The following is a 20332-nucleotide window of genomic DNA, read 5'->3' as shown; positions in this document are numbered from 1 at the left end:
CCCGGCCCAGAACTCCACTGGTCAGCCGGCCGCGGCCGTGATCGCCGCCGTCACCTCGTCGGGATGGGAGACCAGCGACGCGTGCGAAGAGTCGAGTTCAGTGGTTTGCGCACCCATCCGGCCCGCCATGAACCGCTGCGACGACGCCGGAATCACCCGGTCCTGGGATGACACCAGATACCAGGTCGGCACGTCGGCCCACGCCGGCGGGCCGGAAGGTTCCAGGTTGGCGGAGACAGCGATCGAACGCTGATGGGCGAGCATATCGGCGGCCGTGGCGTCGTCCACGTCCTGGGCGAACACATCGTGGAAACGATCCGGAGCGACATACCCGTCGAGGTTGCGGCCCATCGGCCCCTGCGGGTCGTCGACGAGTTCCACCTGCAGCGTCGGCGGCAGCAGCTCGCTACCAGGGAAGCGGATCGGATCCAGCGCCAATTGCGCGACCTCACCCTGGGCGGGCGCGAACGCCGCGACATAGACCATCGACACGACGTCGGGGTCGTGCACATTACTGATCACGAACCCGCCGTACGAATGCCCGACCAGCACCACCGGGCCTTCCACGGTGTCGAGAACCGACTGGATGGCCGCGGCATCGTGCGCGGGCCCACGCAGCGGATTCGACGGTGTCAACACCGGATACCCCTGCCCGCGCAACTGCGCGGCGACACCGTCCCAGCCTGTCGGATCGGCGAAGGCGCCGTGCACCAGCACCACGGTCGGCAGCGGGGCGGCAGCCGCCGGAATCGCGCCCCCCAGCGCCGCGGCCATAGCAACGATCACAGTGAACAACGCAACGCGCACAGTGCGAAATATGGTCATGGTTTCCCTGTCCGGTCTCGATCGGTTTCTCACGAATTCGAGCAGGTCAGCGCCAAGATCTGGGGCGCTCAGGTCATACGGCCACTGAGTCTAGCCCCACGTGGTCGTCACACTGCGAGTTTCCGACCCCGAGCCGTCATCTCCCGGACGGCCCGAAGCCTTCCGACGCGGGCGGCCATGCATCCCCGCTCACCACCTGGCCGGTTCGAATTGCGCTCAACCGACCTCGGAAACCTCACGACCGTCCTCGACCAGATACCGGCCGGCCCGGAACGCCGCGGGCCGCAACACCTGATACACCGCCCCCGAGCCGGTCACTGCACTGTCGACCAGGTTGAACCCCGAGGCCGGGGAGTCCGAGTCGAACAACCGCTTCCCCGGGCCGACCACCACGGGAAAGACCATCAGCCGATACTCGTCGATCAACCCCACCGCGTGCAGCGTACGCACCAGCTGCCAGCTCCCGTGCACCTGCAGTTCGCCACCCGGCCGCTCCTTCAAAGCCCGCACCCGCTCGACGACCTCCCCGCCGATCACGGTCGCGTTCTGCCACTCCGGATCGACCAGGGTGCTCGACACAATATGTTTCGGCAGCCCGTTCAACTTCGTCGCCACGATATCGCCGGGGTCGGTGACCTGCGACCAGTACTCGTACATCATGTCGTAGGTACTGCGCCCGAGCAGAAACTCCTCGACCTGTTCGAACCACCCGCCGACGATCCGCCCGAAGTCCTCGTCCGCGGTGAACGGCACCTGCCATCCACCACGCTCGAAACCACCACTGACATCCTCGTCGGGAGCACCGGGCCCCTGCATCACTCCGTCCAGAGTGAGGAATTCGTGCACGGTGAGCTTCATCGATCCGTCCTTTCACTGCGTTCCGTCGCTGGTTATGACCGGTCCGCGACCCAAAAGTCATCTGCGACCCGCTCGTGGCCTTTCCGGAACCCCCGCGTGACGGGCGGCGCGTCATCCCATTCACCGATGGGCGTGCGCACCTGTCACATGCTCGAGAATGATCGCGCGGGCCGTAGCCCAGGCCGGCGAATCGATATCACCGAAGTCGGCATGACCGACCCCCTCGAGCCACCCCAGGCGCGCGGGATCCCCGGCGGCCTGCGCGGCCCGCACATAGGCCCGGGACTGCACCGGGTCGACCACCGAATCGGCCGACCCGTGCACGGCGACCACCGGAATCCCCACCGGCAGATGCCTGATGGGTGATCCGATGGCATAACGCGCGGGCTGTTCGGACGGCGCCCCGCCGAGCAACCCTCCGACGAATTCGTCATGCCCCTTGCGCACCGCCAGGGCCAGGTCGAACACACCGGCCATAATGGTCGCGCTCCGCGGACGAACCCGCGGCTGCGCCCCGGGAGCGCTCGGCCCGAGGGTGTGCCGCCCCGCAATCCAGGCCGCCAGATGCCCACCGGCCGAATGCCCGGCAAGATGCACCCGCCCCAGATCGAGCCGTCCCCCCGCCGCCTGCTGAACCACGGTGGCCAGCGCTTCGGTGGCATCATCGGCATCGGCCAGGGTCGCCGGCCAGCCACCCTCCCCGGTCACCCGCCGATACTCGATATTCCACACCGCAACCCCCGCCTCGGCCAGCGAAGCCGCCAGCGGTTCGAAGTAGCCCAGATCGTGATCCTCCAGCCACCCACCCCCATGCACCATCACCACCACCGGATACGGCCCCGCCCCTTCCGGCAGATGCAGAATCCCGTAGTTGTCGCGATGATCTCCGTAGACAACTTTCATCGTGTCCGCAGCAGCGTGGACCACGAGACCTTCCGTGCTGTCCCGTCCACAGGCCGTCCCGGATACCGCGACCAACGCTACGGCGGCCATCCCGGCCGCCACCCTCGACAGTCCACGCAAGGCCCGCCTCCTGTGGTTCGCGTCCGCCCACGGAGTGGGCTTGCTCGGCACACAATGGAGGCGATCCTACGCACAGCAGTACTCAGCTACACCGCGACCACGCAGGGAGTTCCGCCGCCGTCCAGCCTGTCGTCGAGCACTGATCAGCCCTCGTGGGGAACCCTGGGCCGAGTCACCGAAACGACGGTGAGCAGGTTGTCGAACCCCCTGAAATCGTCGGGATTGGTAGTGAAGCACGGTAGACCTTCGGCGATGGCGATCGCGCCGATCAGGCCCCAGTGGTTGTCTCCGCTTCAGCGGTCAAAGGATCTGTCCGCATAGCTCTCGGCGTTGACGTCCTGACCTTCCCGGAATCCCTCCAGGTCGATATCCCCGGAGGTCCTCGACATCGCCGCGAATTCGTCGCGAGAGACGAAACGGCGGCGGCGAAGCGGAACGAGTTGCCCGATCTGGTGCCCGTTGCGGGTGACCGTGAACGTCTGCCCGTTCTGGACAGCGTCCATGATCTCTCGGGACTTGCTCCGCAGATCCCGCTGGGTGATCTCGGGAGCGCTCATGAGGAGCATGCTAGGCCGACGTGCCGCAAGGTACTACCGGATGACACGCCCGGTAGAGGAGCCGCGGTGATACATAAAACGATCATCAGCCCACAAACGCCGAATGATCGATATATGAATCACTGAGCGATTCGTGAGAACCCGGTTGAGCTCGAAGGCATCCCGCGCTCGACCATCGGCTGACAGCGGTCGAGATCGCGTGAGTGCGGCTGTCTTCCCACCATCTCGTCCGGGCTACTCGACATGGGAGGCTCGCCACAGCGCATGCTCACGATTGATCACTTCCTCCGCGCCGGATACGTCCGCACCCCAGTCTGTTTCGCTGGAGTTGCGGATGTTTTCGGCGATCAGCGCCAGTTCGTTCGACGTGGTCGCATAGGCTGCGGAGAGCCGGTTGTCCTGCCGGGCGGACGTCCAGGCAGCAATACCGGCGATGGCCGCGGCGACTACGCCGGCCAGATCGAAATTTATAGCGTTGAACGCTTTCGCCAGCGCGGCGGCGATGCCCGCGATCTCGAGAACCAGGGCGGCTGCCCGGAGGTTGCCCCCGCGACGACGGTGCTGTTTCGATTTTGCGGCATACCAACGTTGCTGGTCTTGGATACGGTGCTCCAGATATGCCTGTCTGCGCTCAGCGAATGTGCAGCCGCGAAGTTCACGCATGCGGTCGGAAATTGTGGCGACCGTGGTGGGCTCGAGCTGGACCTCCGGAAAGCTGTGCTGTAGCTGCCAAGTCCGGTCGATCAGCTGCGTATCGGCTGCTGATCCTGTCAACATGTGGTCGAACGGAGCGCCGCCTACCGCGTACTTCCAGGCCAGGGTTTTCGCCGATTCGGCCAGCGCGCGGCCTTCGTGCCATGTCCTGTTGGGCCGGGAGCTGAGCAACCCGATATCCAATGTGAGGATGCAGACAAAGGCCAGAGCTGTACCGAGCGCTGCCAGATCAGTGGCGTGTGAACCCACCCGCAGACTGAGTGCGGCGCACACGGCGGCGACGACTGCGAGCACCAGCCGGAGACCATAGTTGCGCAGGTAAGAGCGCTGACCCCCTACTGCCGCTTCATCGGCGGCTTGGAAAAGACCGGGCAGGTCCTCATTCCGGAGCATCGCATCGACCGGTTTCGACGGCGATCATGGTGTCACCGTAGCAGGGCGGCACGTGCACAGCTTTCGATTTGGCTTGTCCAATTACGTTGCCGAACGGCTTATTTCACCTCACGACGAGATCCGGCAGGCCACACGATATCCACTGGTATGCCGCGATCGCGGGCGGATTTCACTGTCTCGGCTGTACTACCCGTCCCGCCCCCGCCGCCATCCCACACTGCGAAGAGATGTTCGATCGAGCCGAGGACCGCTTCGTTGGCTGCACGGTAGGCGTCTGCAGCGGGGTCCTCATATGACATCACCTGGACCGTCTCCGCTCGGGCGAGCAGCTCGTCGAAGACGTCCAGTGCCTCTGCCGGGACAGCATGATCTCGATACCTGCGGGCCGGCAGGACTACCTCGAGCCGCCCACCAGCGGCCAGGACGGCGGCCGCGAACATCGTGTCCGCACCGGGCGCAAGACAGCTGACCCCCACGACGTCGCCGCCATACCTCTGCAGCCGAGTCGAGAGCTCCCGCCGGATGAGATCGACCGTATCCGCCGTGAGATGGATATGACCGGTCACGCCGAGTCGAGCCATGATCAGCTCGCGTCGATCTGCGGCAGGATCTTGGCGCGGAGGTAGGTGCCGATCTCCTGCCTTTGCACGCTGTCCGCCGCCACCAGCGGCGGCCGGACCACTGCCGGAAAACGCGGAACACGCTCGGCAAGTGCAGCTTTCACAAACGCAGTATCGGTGAGGCCGGATTGCCGGCGCAGTGCACGGCATTCGTCGAACACCGTCTGCCACCGGCTCGCCTCGTTCTGGTCGCCGGTTCGCAGTGCTTGTGCGATCCGGACCGGCAGCTCGGGCACCGGGCTACCACCGCCCGAGACGATCCCGAGTGCACCGTGCTCGGCGATGTGCGCAGCAGCACCATCGGACCCGACAAACACCGAGAGTCCGGTGTCCGCATAGTCCCGAGTGACCCCACGATCGGTCCCCGAGTCCTTCACTCCGACAAGCATCGGATATTCCGCGGCGAGACTGCCGAGGAGCGCCGGCGAGAGGAGTGACTGGGTATGGCGGGGAAAGTTGTACACCAGCAGCGGCAACTTCGTCCGGTCGAGCAGCAGGCGGAAGAATTCGCGGATACCGGCTTCGGGCGGTTCGGCGAAGTAGTAGGGAGAGATGGCAGCGACCGCGTTCGCATGGTCCTGTGCGTGGTCGAGTAACTCGATCGCGTCACCGACGGCCGATGTGCCGATATGCGCGATGAGCTGTCCGGACCATTGGGACCGGGTGAATTCGAGGACCGACTTCCGCTCGGCGACCGTGAGCGCGGGAAACTCCCCCGTTGTGCCGTTGACCAGGACAGTCCGCACCCCGGACTCGTGAAGGAAGTTGAGGTAGTCGCCGAGCGCACCCGTATCCACTCGATAGTCGCTGGTGAAGGGCGTGACGGTGGCGAGTATCGGGTTCAGCTCGACAGCTCCAGCCCACCGTGGAAGACGCTTCCCTTCCGCTCCAACGGCCATCGGCGACACTCCTCCACATCGACGCTGCGGTCGACCAGCCGCGCGAACTCGTCCCGGATCCGCACAACCTGCGGACTGTCCCAGGCGAGCTGCCGTCCGAGTACCCGCCGCAGCGAGGTCAGGATCCGGTTGGCCGGGCTGGCCATCGCGGTCAACGCTACCTCTGCCCGTTCGTATGCCGCGTCCGCAGCCGTCGAGTCCCCGGTAGCGGCGTGGAGGTCGCCGAGGGCAATCTGCGTATTCGCGAGGCCGAGCCGGTCATCGATCTGCCGGTAGAGACCCTCCGCCTGATCGATCCGGTCACGCGCCGTTTCGAGTTCGCCCTCGTGGAGATCCGTTTTCGCGAGACCCAGCAGCGCGTTCGCCCGGCCCTGGAGATCACCGATTCGCGTCGCGATCGACAGGGCCTGGTCGTAGTCGACGCGCGCCCCGGCCACATCGGCCATGGCCAGCCTGGTTTCACCCAGGCTGTGGGCCGTGTTGACCATCCCGACCGTCCCGTCGGGAATCGCTCGGAACATATCCTGTGCCTGCTCGTAGTGCCGCGCGGCCGCCGCGAATTCGCCGGTCATACATTCCACATCGCCGACACATTCATAAGCGTCCGCGAGACCGAGTTGATCGTCGAAAGTCCGATACAGACCCAGCGCGGTCGTGTAGTTCTCGTGGGCAGCGGGGTAGCGACCGAGTAGTCGAAGCACATCACCGAGCCGCAGCCGGCATACGGCTTCCCGATCCGTCCGCCCCAGCTCGGTCCAGGTTGTCAGTGCCGCCTGGTAACACGCTGCAGCTTCCTGCAGACGAGCACCCGCACGCAGCACATGCCCGCTCTCCTCCTGGAGGTTGCCCGCTGTCTCACTGTTCGCCGGTACGCGCGTCAATGCCTTCTGAAGATGGTCGACGCCCTCACCGATCCGTCCGGTGGCGCGGAATGCGAGTGCGGCGGCCACCGCCAGTTGGATAGCAACTTCCGTGGTTGTCGAGTCGCCGAGACCGCGATCCACCAACGCACCGACGTTCGCCAGCGTGTCCTGAAGGGAGTCCCATTCGGCCGCGGTATCGAGCCGATACGCCGACCCGGTGATGTCCCGGAGCTTATCGATATGGACAGCGATCGCCGCGCGCACCAGCGGGCTCAGCGATTCCACACCGGCACGCGCCAGCACGAACTCACGGATCGGCACGAGCATCCTCAGCTGCGTTCCTGACCTCTCCACCAAAGATTTCCGCACCAGCTCGGCCGTAGCGGAAAGCGAATGTTCACCGAGTACGACGTCGAGCAACTCGCTGGAGGCACCGGCCGGCAGCATCGACAGCACACGAAGCAGCCGCTGTGCCTCGATGCCGACCGCGTCGACGGAGACCGCTACCGAGACGTAAATACTCGCGGCGCGATCCGCCTCCTCGAAACCCGGAAGTGTCGACAGCATCTCCCGCGACCGCTCCCAGGAGCGCAGAAATGCACTTGCCGGGATCTCGGCCAGCCAGGCCGCGGAGATCACCAGGGCCAGCGGCAGTCCGTCGGCGAGAGAACGGATCTGAGCGACCGCCTGCTCGTCGTTCTTGCCGAGCACCACCGACCCACCGGACAGCAGCTTGCCCAGTAGCTCCTCCGCCTCGGCATCCGGCAGCGGCCCCACCCGCAACAGCGACTCGGCCCCGTGCAGCCCGATCCGCTCCCGCGAGGTGGCCAGCACCCGCACACGACGACATTCCGTCACCACGTCCCGGACGACCTGCCGGAATCCTGAAGCGTCCACCGACAACGCGGTCTCGGCATTGTCGAGCAGCAGAACCGTGTCGGTGTCGTCCAGCGCCGCCAGCACATCGCGCCAGTCCCAAGCCGGATCCAACCCGCACGCCGCGGCGACCACCGACGTCAGCGAGCTGGTCACAGTCACCGTCGACAGATCGACGAACACCACCCCGGCACCGAGGTCGGCCGCGGCCCTCCGGGCAAGCTCGGATTTCCCGGCCCCCGGAGGCCCGACGAGGGTGACCACCGTGGTCCGGCTCAACTCCTGTGCGATCTTCTCCCGCTCACCGGCGCGCCCGGTGAACACTCCAACGGGCGCAGGCACCCTTATCGGACGACGTCGCACCGCGTTCGCGATGGTGGCCACCGACGTATCCGCCGTCCCCGCCCGGCGCAGGCGCACCAAAGCCGACACGGCGTCCACGAGCTTGCCGATATGAGCCTCGACGGGCGGCGGCAACGCGTGCAGCCAGTGCTGGCTGGACAGGAAGTACTCCAACGATTTCGACGGCGCGATATCAGCGATCCGGAACGGCACCAGACTCACATCGCGCGCGATCGCCCGCTCTACCTCCCGCGGCACGTGCCGCGACCGGTTCGCCTGATCGGACACCACGACCACCATCACCGCAGCTTCTTCGATCGCCTCGATGATCGCTTCGGCGTAGTCGGTACCCGCGAGGATGTTCCGGGGCGCGATCCAGCAGGACAGCTCGGCCGCCTCCAGCGCATGCACAATCGCCTCCGCCAGCACCGCATCACCCGATGCGTGGCTGATGAAAACCTCGGACCCCATGACCGCTTCCCCTCTGCGATACCGCCCGACGGGGTTGTGCGGAAACGTTATTCGATACCGCCGCCAGCGTCAGAAGGATCGTACCCGTCGATCAGGGTCCAGATAGGGCCGTTCGCATGGCAGCCGCGGAAGCACGGTTCCGGAGGCTGGGCTCTTGTCGACCAGGGTCGGCATTCGGAGCAGCCGGACATCTGAAATTCTCCTGCGGTCGCCGAGCCCGGCAGCGCGGTATCAACCCGTCAACGATCATCGCCGGTACGGAACAGCGCCACTGTGAACCACACCAGCACGAGCGCCAGGATGACCAGCAGGAGGTCCCAGATCGACATCACCTGTCTCCGGAATCGGCTACCAGCCAGCGAAACCCGCGCGGATAGAGCTGCATCGGGGTGATGAGCGCAGCAAGGTCCGTGACGAGGGTCCGGATCGCCTCGGCGTGCTCGAAACCCGGAACGACGACCGCCCAGGCGTCGTATTCGTAAAGATGTTGAGCGACAACGAGCCCAGACACCATCGGCCCGGTATCGGCAACCACAGTGAATACCAGCCGGTACCCGTGCCGTTCGGCGAGCGCGTGGAGATCGGCACCGGATCCGGGCAGATCGCGCCGGACATAGGCGATCGCCGCCCGCCGGCGGGCGGCATCAACGGAAACAGACACAAGTGTGCCCTCCTCAAGGGTGTGGGTGAATCGACCCGGGCTCGATGAGTGCCGGTTAGAAGCGGCTGTGTCGGAACATATTCGGAACTCATGTCGGGTCCGACCTCCAGAGAACGCCTCGGCTGCCCTAGGTGCAAGGTTCCAACTAAAACGTTTCGTCAAAAACGTCCACGGTTTCGGTGGAGGTGCGATTCTGGTTTCAACTGAAACCGCGAAGGCCGAAGAGGGTGGGGCATTGACTGTTGGGGCGACACTTCCGCGACGACTGCTCGGAAGACAGTTGGCGGAGCTACGAGAACAAGCAGGGATCACAATGGCTGCTGCCGCGGCAGCCATCGCGGTCGGCAAGTCGACGCTGTGGAAGATCGAAACCGGACAGCATGTTCGACTCAACCCCGTGCTGCTGGAACGGCTCTGCCAGCTGTACGGCGCCGGCCCGGAGGTGACCTCCGCGCTACTCGGACTGATCGAGGAAACCAAGACCAACGGCTGGTGGCGTGCCTTCACCGATACGATTCCGAAGGATTTCGGCCTGTTCGTCGGCCTGGAGGATTCCGCGAATCGACTCACCTCGTACCAGACCACATTCTTGCCAGGCCTGCTGCACACCCCCGAGTATCGCCGCGCGCTCATCTGGCTGGAACTACCCAACGCGCCCGCCGATGAGGTCGAACGAACGCTGGCCGGCGGACTCCAGCGTCAAGCGCGCCTCACCGACGACCGAAATCCGCTGGACATGGACGTCCTGATCGACGAATCCGTGCTGCGCCGAGCCACCGGCAGTACCGCAGTCATGGCCGGACAGCTGCGACATCTCGACGCGATCAGTCGACGACCCAACGTCTCGATCCGAGTAGTACCCACCTCGATCGGCACATACAAAGGGCTGATCGTCGGCTCCTTCGTGCTACTGGAGTTCCCCCGCCACCCGAAGGCCGACCTCAGTACGCCACCGGTGGTGTACGTGCAGGGCTACACCGGGGACCTATACCTCGAGAAACCCACCGAGATCGCCCAGTATCGTGAAGTCCGTGCCGAGATCGGTCGCCGGGCCTTGGACAACAAAGGCAGCCGGGCTCTGATCCGGGAGATCGCAGAGGAGTACGAACGTGCATGACCTATCCAGCGTGAATTGGTTCAAGAGCAGCTACAGCACCGGAACGAAGGATTGCGTCGAGATCGCACACTTGGACGACGGAGCGGTTGGGGTTCGTGATTCCAAGAACCTGGACGCCGGGGTACTCGTCTTCTCTCCCGCCGAGTGGGACGCGTTCGTAACGTCCACCAGACGCCACTGACCGTTTCGCTGACCTGGGACTTCCGCAGTTTCAGTTTCAAAGCCCGTGGCGTCCGGTCTGTGCCCTCACGGATCCCTGCTTTCCACGCGGGGAACTCTCGCCGCACCAGTCGAGGCTCGGACAGTGCTCAATCCGGTAGGTGAGCCAAGAATTCACTGCGTTATCCGTGCCAAGTGGCGACGAGTTCCTCGCGAGCACAAGTGCACGCGACGAATAGCAGGCATCGTTCTCCTTGCATGTCCAGGGCATATTTATGATCGTCACACACGAACTGGCCCGAGGGTCGATCGCGCCACGGAACTCTCATCGACCGGTGCTGAATTCTCAACACCCTCGGTATCTATCCCGTCGACCGACCGGGACGACGAATTCACCTGGACTGCCCTCGATGACAGCCATGATCAGTTCGGCCTCTCCCGGGTCTCCTCATAGAGCCGAGCGTGCTCGCACTTCCGTTCGCAGTCCGTGCCGCCTACTCCGTCCACGCTCACGGACCGCCGATGCGGGGCCGCCGATACGGCATTGCCTGGTCGTGGCGACAACCGATATCCTTCGGCTTCCTACCATCCCGGAATCAGCGAAAACGCTCGGCGGACCACATCTTCGACCGCCGCGACATCCTTGCCCGTCACTGTGATCGTGGGCAAGCTCGGCCCCGTGTACCCCACCTTGTCGGCGTTCTCGATCGGTGGGCCGATCCGGCCGTAGTAGCGAACGAGGTCGTCGCCGGGCTCGTCGACGCGGTAGGCCCGGTGCGTGCCCACAGAGAATGTCGGCGGTCCCATGGTGTATCTCTCCGCGACGTACACATATTCGAGAGAGATCCGATCGCCGCGGTACTCGAACTCGCACGACCACGTGGACTGGCGATCCGCCGGGGCCGTGACTCCGAGGGCAGCGGCCGGGCCACAGGGATCGACCTCGTCGACCACCGTGGACGCGGTGTCCGGTGAGGAGCCCATAGGCGGCTCAGCCTTCCACGTCGCGAGCGCGGCGTGCATCACCTGCTCGCCGACCGGGCAGGGCTCGGCGCCGAGAGGGTTCGAACTGTGGAGCTTGAATGTCAGCAGAGACGGGAAACCGGCGGTCACTACGCAGGTGCGCTCGAGTAGTTGGTCCTCGTACTCCTCGCCGAGCTGGTCCAGCTCGCGGACGGACGTCATTTCCACACCGTCGACCGTCCGGACCGGCGCGCCTGCTACATGGGCCGGGACACCGGGTTTCCGCACGAAGAAGAAAAAGCGGAACTGTGTGCGCTCGCTTATCTCGTCGGAGTCGAGGGTGGCGGTACATGCACTCGGCCCGTGGTTGAATACGCGCAGCACCGTGCCGAATTCGGCAAGGTTTTCCCGCGGCAGTAGCGCGCACGGGTCGACGTCACGCGCGCGCCGCAATAACTCCAGCCGTTCGGCATCGGTGGCCGACTCGGTGAGCCAGTAGTCGTCGACATTGCTGACGTCGCCGGATCCGAAGCCGCACGCGGTAAGACACCCGAGAAGCAGACACAGAGCGACGAGACGTCCGATCATGTTCCCCCCTTGGCTTTATCCGGCCAGTGACTATCGAGGCCCGGTTCAGCCTAACCACTACACGCCTGGGCTCCACACCGCGTCAGCGCGGAATACTGCGGCCGGCTCACCTCGCAATGGTCGTAGTACCGCTCGCCCTGTCACCCTCCAATTGCCGCGCCGACCCGGGCCCTACGGCCGCTGGATCCATCGGACAGTGCGAAGCGCATCGAACATGGCTAACCGGACCGGATCACTCTGAATTTCGTCGGTGGCGACGGAGCCAGACCAGATACGGGGCTCCCCCGACAAGGGCGCAGATCGAGGCGATGGGCACGGCAAACAGCAGTACAGCGAGGATCGGGTAGACCGAGTATGGAATTACGACCGCCGATGAGGCCACGATCAGTGCGACTCCGATCTGCCGGGCGGCACCATGGGACAAGGTCAGCGGCGCACCGAAACCCAACGCAGCCAATACGAGCCACCACCAGCCGGAGGCTTCGAAGCTCTCGGTCATCGAAACCAGAAGGAACAGCATCGAGAACACCAGGACTACGGTCGCACGGCCGGGCCGAACCAGCCACCGGCGACCGGCCGTTCCGCATCGACAGACCTACCTGCACCAGCGGATTTCACGCGATCACGCCGGCGACCATGACCAGCAGACCTGCGGGCGAGAGACCACACGCTGCGCCGCGAATCACGAGCGATCGAGACCGGGCCAGCAAGATCGCCATCACCAGCATGACTGCGAGAAGTGTGGCGGCCGCTGCCGGCGCTTCTGCGTTGTCAAGGACATTCACATTGGACATGACCGCGGCAACCGGGAGGGTCAGCGCGTGGACCAGCGCGAACGCGCATGGAAATGTCAATCTAGCAGTAGCCCAGTACCGCTCGTCGGACTCGAGGAACGACCTTTCATGTCGGCGATCCGTCCTCCCGTGAGGTCGGTACGACGTCGGGCGGCTCGTCGACTCCTACGCCTGTAGCGGGGAATTCAAAATTGCTGTCGCCCGGAGGCTGATCGCCCGGATATTTCTAACGCGTCGGCGCTGTTCACCCGGCTTCCGGGAAGGTGTCGAGTACCGCGGCCACGGCCTTCTCCACCGCCGCGTGATCTTGTCCTTGGATTCGTACTGCGGGTACATCGTCGAATTCGTAGCCGTCGGCGACCGGGTCGAAGGTCGGGCCGACTCGGACGATGTAGGACGGTGACCCGTCTTCACTTGTCAGGAATACCTGTCGCCCGGCGATCTCGACCGGTTCGTAATTCTGGAATTCGCGGGCCGTGGCGTGGCTGTAGCCCACGTACATGTGATCGCCGTCGAGATCGAACCAGCAACGATCAACCCACTGTGTCTCACTTCGCCGAGCGTCGGGCAGCTGGGTCAGCATGTCGCACGGGTCCGCGCCGGTCACTGCGGTGTGCACCGTGGCCGGCGATTCGCCCGATGGTGGGTGGCGTTTCCATTCGGACAACGCAGCACCGACCAGGGGCTGAACCGCGGTGCACGGCGCAGTGTCCGGGCCGAGGGTGAGCTCGACCTCGAGCGAACCTCCTGTCGGCAACGGCGCATACGCGGTGCACGTTCGCTGCGGGAAGGTGGCGATCTCTTCGGGCGAGAGGACATGGTGGTCGCCGAGCAGGGTGACAACGACGCCATCGATGGTGACGGTTTCGCCGGAATCCAGGCTGGTGTCGCCGAGCGCCCGCACCACCCAATCGGCTCTGCTGGACTGCCCGGAGCCGCCGCCGAGCGCCGCGGTGCAACCGTACAGTTCATCGGTGCCGACCGCGGTTACGCCGTGCTCCGCCAAAGTGGCGCGCGGTATCAGCGCACAGATATCGGTATCGCGGAGCCGGGCCAGCGCCTCGGCCGAAGGCTCGGTCTCGACGACCGGTGCCGGTGCACTCGATGAGCCGTCCACGCAACCCGCCGCGGCCAGCGCGAGCGCCACCAGAATCCCTACCCGCTGCACCATTGATTCCCCACCCTCAGATTCGAACTGCGTTCAGCCCGCAGCCTATACGCGGTTCGGACACCTTCTCGAACCGGCACCATTACGCGCGTCAGAGATCATTTTCGGGCCTCGCGGCATAGTTCGGTACGATTCTGCCGTTCTCCATACGGTAGGGACCCGCGCCTGTTTGCCCGCTCTGCGCCGAATGGTCCGGCACCACCCGGCCGTGTTCGAGGCGATAGTGCTGCACGGCGGGAGGCTCGCTCTGGGGCGCCGTGATCACACGTTGGATGGCGGCTCCGAAGTTCGGGTGCGCCGCGACCCGTAAGAAACGTTCATCGTCGATGGGCCGCAGTGTCATCCGAGGATCGCCCTTCTTGTAGAGCCACGACATGACGAGCAATCCGAGCGGAATCGAACCCGGGAATACGCCGAGTGCCAGTGGCGGTATCAGCGGGTCGTAGTGCACGATCCGCGCGACGACAACCGCCGCGATCAGGTTGATGACCATGACTAACGCGAGAAGCCCGGCCACCCAGCGGTAGCGACGTCGATAGCGGCTACACAGGTCGCATACAGGCCACTCGCCTTCGACCACGGTCGAGGGCGGCGGATACCGATGCGGTGCATGGAACGATAGGTGCGGGTCGCGGGGGTGGACCGCGGTTTCGTAGAAGACAGATCTCATCCGCAGCCACGCCACACCGGGCCGGCCGTGTGCGGTACAGACATTCGGGAGCGGTTGCGCGAACTCCAGGTCGAGTGGCACCACGTTTCCGGTAAGTCGTCGTCGTGACATCCGGAGTAGAGGTTTGGCATCGCCCTGCGAGCTCGGTCGGCGGCGGAGCGGGATGGCCGCATCCGCCGTTTCGTGCTGTCCTTCCCGCCCGGCCGCGCCCGGGTTGCGCACCGGATGTTCCGAATACAGCCAGGTCCGGCCGTACGCGTTGATCTGGCGACGCTGCCCGGGGTCCGACACCTCACTCATTGCAACCAGCCGCGTTGCCGCCGCTCCTGGAAATAGAGGTCGTCTTCATCTGGCTCGTCAGGAGTGACAACGACATCGCGCCAGGATTGTCGCGGGTTGCTCGCCGGCCGGGGCGCTGGATTGTGTGGTGGAACGGGCTCGACGGGGCGTTCGAGCGCGGGGTGGGCTTGCGGAGCTACCGGTGCTTCGTGATCCGCGGTGTGGGGATCCTCGCGCCGGTAGCGTTCGAGGATGGCGTTGCCCGAGTCGACCAGCTGCTGCTTCTCCTCGTCGGTCCGGTTCGCCTGGTCTTGCCGTACCTGCTCGAGTACCGAGTCACCGAGCCGCAAGAACGATTCGCTGGCCTCCAGATCGCGCAAACTTCCGGTTCCGTTGCGGATTTCCCGCAACTGCTTTTCCAGATTCTTGTCGACGGTATTGTCGGCAAGGACCTTCAATGCCTGTGAGAGCACCCGAGATACACCGATATCTCCGCTCGGATCGAGCATCGGTTCTTCACGCTTGTTCATGACACTCCGGGGTGGTCGTAGGTCTGCTCCGGAAGTTCGGGAATGCTGACCTGATAATTCTCGCCGCTCTCGAGGTAACTGAGTAGCGCCATCCCGCCGCTGTACCAATTGCCGAATGCGCTGATGACCTGCACGGTTTTCACTGCCATCACTGCTGCGATCGCGGCCGCGACGGCTTGGAATACTGCTGCACTGGGAGTCGGAAGGCGAGCCGCTGCCTGGTTCACCAGGAACACAATTGCCAGGTCACCCAGCCCTTGGATCGCAGCGGCGATACCGTTGGCCATCTCGTATGAGTTGAGGGCGAACTCTTCTATCTTGTCGGCCATCTCGTTCATCGGATCGACTTGCCCGGTCAGACTGTCGCCTAATGTCGTGAAAAACGTGCGCGCGTTATCCGCCGCGTTCCCTGTCCATGATGCCGCGAAGTGGGCTGCGGCCGAGTCGATGGAACCCTGGTAGGTGCTGTTGTAACCTGCCATGTTCCGGATCGCTTCTGCCGACTGGTACAGAGTGGACCAATCACCCGAAGCATAGTTCGTCACTGTGCCGATGGGGTCGAATCCGGTGACGTACGAGATTACAGCATTGATCATGTAACTCATGCTCACACCGTTGCCGTTGAGCATCAGTTCGGCCAAGTTGGATACGGGATCTGTATCTTCGCTCGGTGCGGCAAGTTTGGCCACCGGCCACTCGGTGCTCAATTTCCTGACTCCGGTTTTTCGTAGCTGCGATCCAAATTTTCGGCAGTTTGCGTATCCGTCGACCTATACATTGCGGCGGAATTTGTCAGTTCTGTCGATGACGAGTCCGTGACACGACCCAACGTCTCATAATTCTTCTGCAGCCGTTCGCCAGCCTTTTGGAGCCCCGAGAACACGGGTTTGAGGATCTCGCCTGCGCTTTGATCCAGGGTCAGCCATTGCTTGGCATAGGCCACAGCCTGCGGGTTGTCCTCACTCAGTTTCCACAGGTCACGTGCCGCCAAGTCCAAATGAGCGGGCACCACCTTGAATTCGTAAACCACATCAACCTTCGTCTGGTTCGCCACGGGAACAGATTCGTATGTTCCGCGAATCTACATGTTCTCTACTCGATGAAAGGTCTCGAGTTTCGACTAAAGGTGTCTGTGCATCGTAGCCCCCCTACGTTTTCCGAGATGTCCGTATCAGATACTGCCACATGTGCACGGCCGGGTCGACCACGGACCGGATCGAGAAAGGTTCCACCGGTGGTGAGGTCACGCGGTGCGGTCCTCGGCGCCGTCGGCCGAGAGCTCAGCTCGGGCCGCCGCGAGTTCCTCCTCGGTGAATTCGCCGTGTTCCTGTTCGTACTGGCGGAGGTCTTCGTCCAGCAGATCGTGGCGGATCTGCCGATCCACCGCGACAGCGACATAGGACGACACATTGTCGGTGATCTTCCGCAGTCCTTCGACCTGCTCAGAAGGCAGAGTGACGGTGATCCGGGTCGATGGCATGGCAGAATCATGCCTCGGTTTGCACGTCACGTTTCGGCAGATCGGTACCGCCTCGGCTACGGCCATCCTGGACGGGCCTGGATCTACGCGACTCCTCCGGTAGTGAGACCCATTCCGGCGGCCAGGTCGGTGAGTACGGCATCGAACAGTACATCCGGGTCGCTCACGGGCATCGGGTAGTTGCCGAAGACTTCCAGCGTCACGTGACCGTATAGCCGAACCCAGACCGTCATCATCAGGTACGCCACTCCGAGGTCGAACTTCTCGGCCGGGAACTTCTGGTCCGACCCCGCCAGCAGCGCCAGGAGTTCGCCCTGGAATGCGAGCAGGTCCGTGCGGAGCGCTTCCGGGATCGATTCGACCGGTGGAGTTGCCAGGTCGTAGGCCGCGAGCAGTTTGCCTGCGGCTTCCAGGAAGACCAGGCCGAACGATTCGTCGAAGCGCCGCACCGTACCCGAGCCGTTTTCGGTCGGTGATGCGAAGACCAGGGTGAATTCGTTGCGGTGGGCCAGGGCCCAGTGCCGGAATGCACGGCAGATGGCGAACAATCGGACCACACCGTCGTCGGGGAGCTCCGCGACCTGCCCGGCAAGGTCGTCGGCCAGCCGTTTGCAGATATCGCGGCGCAGGGTGACAAGGAGGTCTTCCCTGGACGGGTAGTAGCGGTAGAGGGCGGGGGCGGTGATGCCCAGTTCACGCGCTATGGCGCGCAGGGACAACGCCTCTGCACCCTGTTCGACCAGGAGTGCCGCGGCTACGCGCCGGATGTCCGCGTCGCTGACCGCGGGCATCCGGCCCCGCCGCGCGGGTGGTGTCATTCGTACTTGACCTGCCAGCTCTTGATTCCGTTCAACCACCCCGACCGTAGCCGAACCGGCTCGGAAACCTCACGCAGATTCGGCATCACGTCGGCGATGGCGTTGAAGATCAGGTCCAGTTGCAGGCGGGCGAGGTTCGCGCCGACGCAGTAGTGGGTGCCGGTGCCGCCGAAACCGACGTGCGGGTTCGGGTTACGGGTGACGTCGAATTTGAACGGTTCGGTGAAGTGGTCCTCGTCGAAGTTGGCGGAGGAGTAGAACAGGCCCACCCGCTGGCCCTTCTTGATGGCTTGGCCACCGATTTCGGTGTCCTGCAGGGTGGTTCGCTGGAACGCGATGACCGGGGTGGCCCAGCGGACGATCTCGTCGGGGGCGGTGCGGGGACGCTCGGCCCGGTAGAGCTCCCACTGGTCCGGGTTGTCGATGAAGGCTTTCATGCCGTGGGTGGTGGCATTGCGGGTGGTTTCGTTACCGGCGACCGCGAGCAGGATGACGAACCAGGCGAATTCTTCCGAACTCAGGGCCTCGCCGTCGACATCGGCGCTGAGCAGCTGGGTGATGATGTCGTCGGCGGGGCAGCCGCGGCGTTCTTCGGCGAGGTTCCAGGCGTAGCCCATGACCTGCGCGTTGGCCATGCGGTAGCTGTCGGCGTACTGGGGGTCGTCGTAGCCCATCATCTGGTTCGACCACTCGAAGAGTTTGCCGCGGTCGTCCTGCGGCACACCGAGCAGTTCGGCGATGGCCTGCAGCGGCAGTTCGCAGGCGACCTGTTCGACGAAATCGCCGCCGCCGGTTTTCTTGGCCTCGTGCACGATACGCTCGGCGCGCTCGTGCAGGGCGTCACGCAGGCTCTGCACCGCGCGGGGGGTGAAACCGCGGGAGATGATGCGGCGCAGTTTGTCGTGTTCCGGCGGGTCGGTGTTGACCAGCATGGCGCGCTGGATATCGATCTCGTCGCGGGTGATCTCGCCGTTGAAGCGGATCACCGCGGTATTGGCGTGGGTGGAGAAGACCTCGGAGTTCTTGGAGATCTCCTTGATGTGGTCGAGCTTGCTGACCACCCAGTAGCCGCCGTCGTCGAACCCGCTGACACCGTCGGGCTGATCGACCCACCAGACGGGTGCGGCCCGGCGCAGCTCGGCCCATTCCTCGATGGGCAGCCGGGTGGCGAGGAGGTCGGGGTCGGTGAAATCGAAGTCGTGGGACAGGGACGGTGCGGTCACGCTAACTCCTTCAGGGCTGGTGCATGCGGTTCGCGGACGCCGTAGCGAAGGGGGTATGGCATCGCTACGACTCCTCGGGGAACACGGCTACCAGGAGTGAACCACACCACACATCATTTGTGAACACCCTTTAGTAAATTGCGTTCACTTAATCGCGCGAACCTACCCGAACCGCCCTGCAGCTAATCTTTTGCAAATCACGGGCGAACCTTGACGCGATGGCGCGAGAACAGCCGTCATCAGGTATTCAGCAGCGAGCCACCGGGGTCTATTGTGGTAGCCGCATGAGCAAGACTCCCACAGCCCAGGAGGACGAAGCGCATGACAACCATGGAAATGCCGCACGTCAGCGAATGCACAGTGAACGACTGTTCGTACAACGATCACGACGGCTGCCACGCCTACGCCATCAATGTCTCCGGGCAGAACGGCAGCGCCGACTGCGCGACGTTCATCCCGCTGGCCACCAAGGGCGGCCTGGACACGGTCACCAGCATGGTCGGCGCCTGCCAGCGCGCCGACTGCACGCACAACACCGACCTCGAATGCACCGCCGGCGAGATCCGGGTCGGCCCGGGCAGCGGCGAGCACTCCGCGCGCTGCATGACCTATCGGCCCAGCTGACCTTCGATCCCGGTGCACCCCGGTGCGGGAGGCTGCGTCCTCCCGCACCGAGGTTCTCTTACAGCCCCTGCGGACCTTGCGAACGCAGATCGTCGACCGTGCGCATGGCCGCGCGCAACTCGTCCAGCCACGATTCGGTGTGTTCACCGACCAGCCGCACGGCCCAGGCCAGCGCATCGGCCCGCGACCGCGCGACGCCCGCATCCACCAGGGTGTCGAGCACCTTGCGTTCCGGCTGCCGCAGACGGGTCATCACCGGTACGGCCAAGTGGGTGAACAGGATTCGCTGTCCGTCGATCGAGACACCCCACGCGACACTGCGCCGGTAACGCTCCTGCGCCTCGTCCGCGATCTGCATCCGCGCCGACCGGGTGGATTCCCGGAACCGGGCGACCGCCCCCTCCTTCGTCGCGTCCGGAACGGGAGCAGCCTCCCCTTCCGCGGATTCCTTGTCGCCGGATGTCGCTTCCGGCTGCGGGAGCGGCAGTTCGCCGATCACCACGATCTCGTCGCGGTCGATCTCGATGACGGGCGGTCCGGTGAACCACTCGCTCGGCAGACGTCCCGCGAACCACTCCGGTACATCGGTCGCCTCGGGCAGGTCGGCCTGCTGCCAGCCACCCGGCCGGCCGAAGCCACGCCCCCGGTGTCCGTGCCTCATAGGATCACCTTCTCGTTTTCTCGTCGATTACTTGATTACAAGATTACGCCGTTACGAAAGCCCAGGGTTCCGCCCAGAGCGAAAGCCGCATCGAACTGAAACCCCTTGCCAAGCTAATGAAAACGGTTATCATTATGCCCTGCTCGTAGCTTGGAG

24 protein-coding genes are annotated in these 20332 nt (G+C 64.3%); 3 read left to right on the top strand and 21 right to left on the bottom strand.

All coding sequences use genetic code 11. The features are described from left to right. Positions 1-21: 21 nt before the first annotated feature. The 9 genes from ACIA75_RS19245 to ACIA75_RS19205 all read right to left on the bottom strand — a co-directional run bounded on the left by ACIA75_RS19245 (position 22) and on the right by ACIA75_RS19205 (position 9102). On the bottom strand, positions 22-825 hold the full coding sequence (locus ACIA75_RS19245; protein WP_397105718.1) for an alpha/beta fold hydrolase: 804 nt from the start codon (positions 823-825) through the stop codon (positions 22-24). Between the two features lie 216 nt (positions 826-1041). After that, positions 1042-1683 (bottom strand): dihydrofolate reductase family protein, encoded by a 642-nt coding sequence (locus ACIA75_RS19240; RefSeq protein ID WP_397105716.1) that lies wholly within the window; start codon positions 1681-1683, stop codon positions 1042-1044. A 120-nt stretch (positions 1684-1803) separates the two neighbouring features. Beyond that, positions 1804-2706, bottom strand: a complete 903-nt coding sequence (locus tag ACIA75_RS19235; RefSeq protein WP_397105714.1) for an alpha/beta hydrolase family protein — start codon at positions 2704-2706, stop codon at positions 1804-1806. A gap of 293 nt (positions 2707-2999) precedes the next feature. Further along, positions 3000-3263: a type II toxin-antitoxin system Phd/YefM family antitoxin gene (locus ACIA75_RS19230; RefSeq protein WP_397105712.1), complete on the bottom strand. Its 264-nt coding sequence runs from the start codon at positions 3261-3263 to the stop codon at positions 3000-3002. 234 nt (positions 3264-3497) lie between these two features. Next, on the bottom strand, positions 3498-4370 hold the full coding sequence (locus ACIA75_RS19225) for a DUF4231 domain-containing protein (RefSeq protein WP_397105710.1): 873 nt from the start codon (positions 4368-4370) through the stop codon (positions 3498-3500). Between the two features lie 98 nt (positions 4371-4468). Continuing rightward, on the bottom strand, positions 4469-4951 hold the full coding sequence (locus ACIA75_RS19220; RefSeq protein ID WP_397105708.1) for a hypothetical protein: 483 nt from the start codon (positions 4949-4951) through the stop codon (positions 4469-4471). A 2-nt stretch (positions 4952-4953) separates the two neighbouring features. Continuing rightward, the gene (locus tag ACIA75_RS19215; protein WP_397105706.1) at positions 4954-5889 is read right to left on the bottom strand and encodes a dihydrodipicolinate synthase family protein; all 936 of its coding nucleotides are present in this window, start codon (positions 5887-5889) and stop codon (positions 4954-4956) included. Then, positions 5832-8441: a tetratricopeptide repeat protein gene (locus ACIA75_RS19210; protein WP_397105704.1), complete on the bottom strand. Its 2610-nt coding sequence runs from the start codon at positions 8439-8441 to the stop codon at positions 5832-5834. The genes ACIA75_RS19215 and ACIA75_RS19210 overlap by 58 nt, the downstream gene beginning before the upstream one ends. 328 nt (positions 8442-8769) lie before the next feature. Further along, the gene (locus ACIA75_RS19205; protein ID WP_397105702.1) at positions 8770-9102 is read right to left on the bottom strand and encodes a hypothetical protein; all 333 of its coding nucleotides are present in this window, start codon (positions 9100-9102) and stop codon (positions 8770-8772) included. Between the two features lie 235 nt (positions 9103-9337). Between ACIA75_RS19205 and ACIA75_RS19200 the strand changes: the two genes are divergently transcribed. Further along, complete coding sequence (locus ACIA75_RS19200; RefSeq protein WP_397105700.1) at positions 9338-10219, top strand: helix-turn-helix domain-containing protein; 882 nt, start codon at positions 9338-9340, stop codon at positions 10217-10219. Then, positions 10212-10400 (top strand): DUF397 domain-containing protein, encoded by a 189-nt coding sequence (locus tag ACIA75_RS19195; protein ID WP_397105698.1) that lies wholly within the window; start codon positions 10212-10214, stop codon positions 10398-10400. Before ACIA75_RS19200 ends, ACIA75_RS19195 begins: the two co-directional genes overlap by 8 nt. Before the next feature lie 560 nt (positions 10401-10960). On the opposite strand, the gene ACIA75_RS19190 is transcribed toward ACIA75_RS19195, so the two are convergent. From ACIA75_RS19190 to ACIA75_RS19140, 11 genes are all read right to left on the bottom strand, one after another. Continuing rightward, positions 10961-11929 (bottom strand): hypothetical protein, encoded by a 969-nt coding sequence (locus ACIA75_RS19190; protein WP_397105696.1) that lies wholly within the window; start codon positions 11927-11929, stop codon positions 10961-10963. 232 nt (positions 11930-12161) lie between these two features. Continuing rightward, on the bottom strand, positions 12162-12458 hold the full coding sequence (locus ACIA75_RS19185) for a hypothetical protein (protein ID WP_397105694.1): 297 nt from the start codon (positions 12456-12458) through the stop codon (positions 12162-12164). An 85-nt stretch (positions 12459-12543) separates the two neighbouring features. Continuing rightward, positions 12544-12783: a hypothetical protein gene (locus ACIA75_RS19180; RefSeq protein ID WP_397105692.1), complete on the bottom strand. Its 240-nt coding sequence runs from the start codon at positions 12781-12783 to the stop codon at positions 12544-12546. A 184-nt stretch (positions 12784-12967) separates the two neighbouring features. Then, positions 12968-13894, bottom strand: coding sequence for a hypothetical protein (locus tag ACIA75_RS19175; protein ID WP_397105690.1), 927 nt, complete (start codon positions 13892-13894; stop codon positions 12968-12970). 88 nt (positions 13895-13982) lie between these two features. Beyond that, positions 13983-14861, bottom strand: a complete 879-nt coding sequence (locus ACIA75_RS19170) for a hypothetical protein (RefSeq protein WP_397105688.1) — start codon at positions 14859-14861, stop codon at positions 13983-13985. Further along, the gene (locus ACIA75_RS19165) at positions 14858-15370 is read right to left on the bottom strand and encodes a hypothetical protein (protein ID WP_397105686.1); all 513 of its coding nucleotides are present in this window, start codon (positions 15368-15370) and stop codon (positions 14858-14860) included. The genes ACIA75_RS19170 and ACIA75_RS19165 overlap by 4 nt, the downstream gene beginning before the upstream one ends. After that, on the bottom strand, positions 15367-16077 hold the full coding sequence (locus ACIA75_RS19160; RefSeq protein ID WP_397105684.1) for a hypothetical protein: 711 nt from the start codon (positions 16075-16077) through the stop codon (positions 15367-15369). The genes ACIA75_RS19165 and ACIA75_RS19160 overlap by 4 nt, the downstream gene beginning before the upstream one ends. Continuing rightward, a complete protein-coding gene (locus tag ACIA75_RS19155; protein ID WP_397105682.1) occupies positions 16074-16424 on the bottom strand; it encodes a type VII secretion target in 351 nt (116 codons plus the stop codon). The genes ACIA75_RS19160 and ACIA75_RS19155 overlap by 4 nt, the downstream gene beginning before the upstream one ends. A 189-nt stretch (positions 16425-16613) precedes the next feature. After that, on the bottom strand, positions 16614-16850 hold the full coding sequence (locus ACIA75_RS19150) for a hypothetical protein (RefSeq protein WP_397105680.1): 237 nt from the start codon (positions 16848-16850) through the stop codon (positions 16614-16616). A gap of 83 nt (positions 16851-16933) precedes the next feature. After that, on the bottom strand, positions 16934-17668 hold the full coding sequence (locus tag ACIA75_RS19145; RefSeq protein WP_397105678.1) for a TetR/AcrR family transcriptional regulator: 735 nt from the start codon (positions 17666-17668) through the stop codon (positions 16934-16936). Beyond that, the gene (locus ACIA75_RS19140) at positions 17665-18891 is read right to left on the bottom strand and encodes a cytochrome P450 (RefSeq protein WP_397105675.1); all 1227 of its coding nucleotides are present in this window, start codon (positions 18889-18891) and stop codon (positions 17665-17667) included. The genes ACIA75_RS19145 and ACIA75_RS19140 overlap by 4 nt, the downstream gene beginning before the upstream one ends. A 321-nt stretch (positions 18892-19212) precedes the next feature. Between ACIA75_RS19140 and ACIA75_RS19135 the strand changes: the two genes are divergently transcribed. Then, positions 19213-19515 carry a DUF1540 domain-containing protein gene (locus tag ACIA75_RS19135; protein WP_397105673.1) on the top strand — a complete coding sequence of 101 codons (303 nt, stop codon included), beginning with the start codon at positions 19213-19215 and terminating at the stop codon, positions 19513-19515. 58 nt (positions 19516-19573) lie between these two features. On the opposite strand, the gene ACIA75_RS19130 is transcribed toward ACIA75_RS19135, so the two are convergent. Next, positions 19574-20176, bottom strand: a complete 603-nt coding sequence (locus tag ACIA75_RS19130; protein WP_397105671.1) for a hypothetical protein — start codon at positions 20174-20176, stop codon at positions 19574-19576. Positions 20177-20332 lie beyond the last annotated feature (156 nt).

This window comes from Nocardia sp. NPDC051750 (genome assembly GCF_044453135.1).
In the GTDB taxonomy this organism is placed as follows: Bacteria; Actinomycetota; Actinomycetes; order Mycobacteriales; family Mycobacteriaceae; genus Nocardia.
This window is presented reverse-complemented; position numbering and strand designations above follow the sequence as displayed.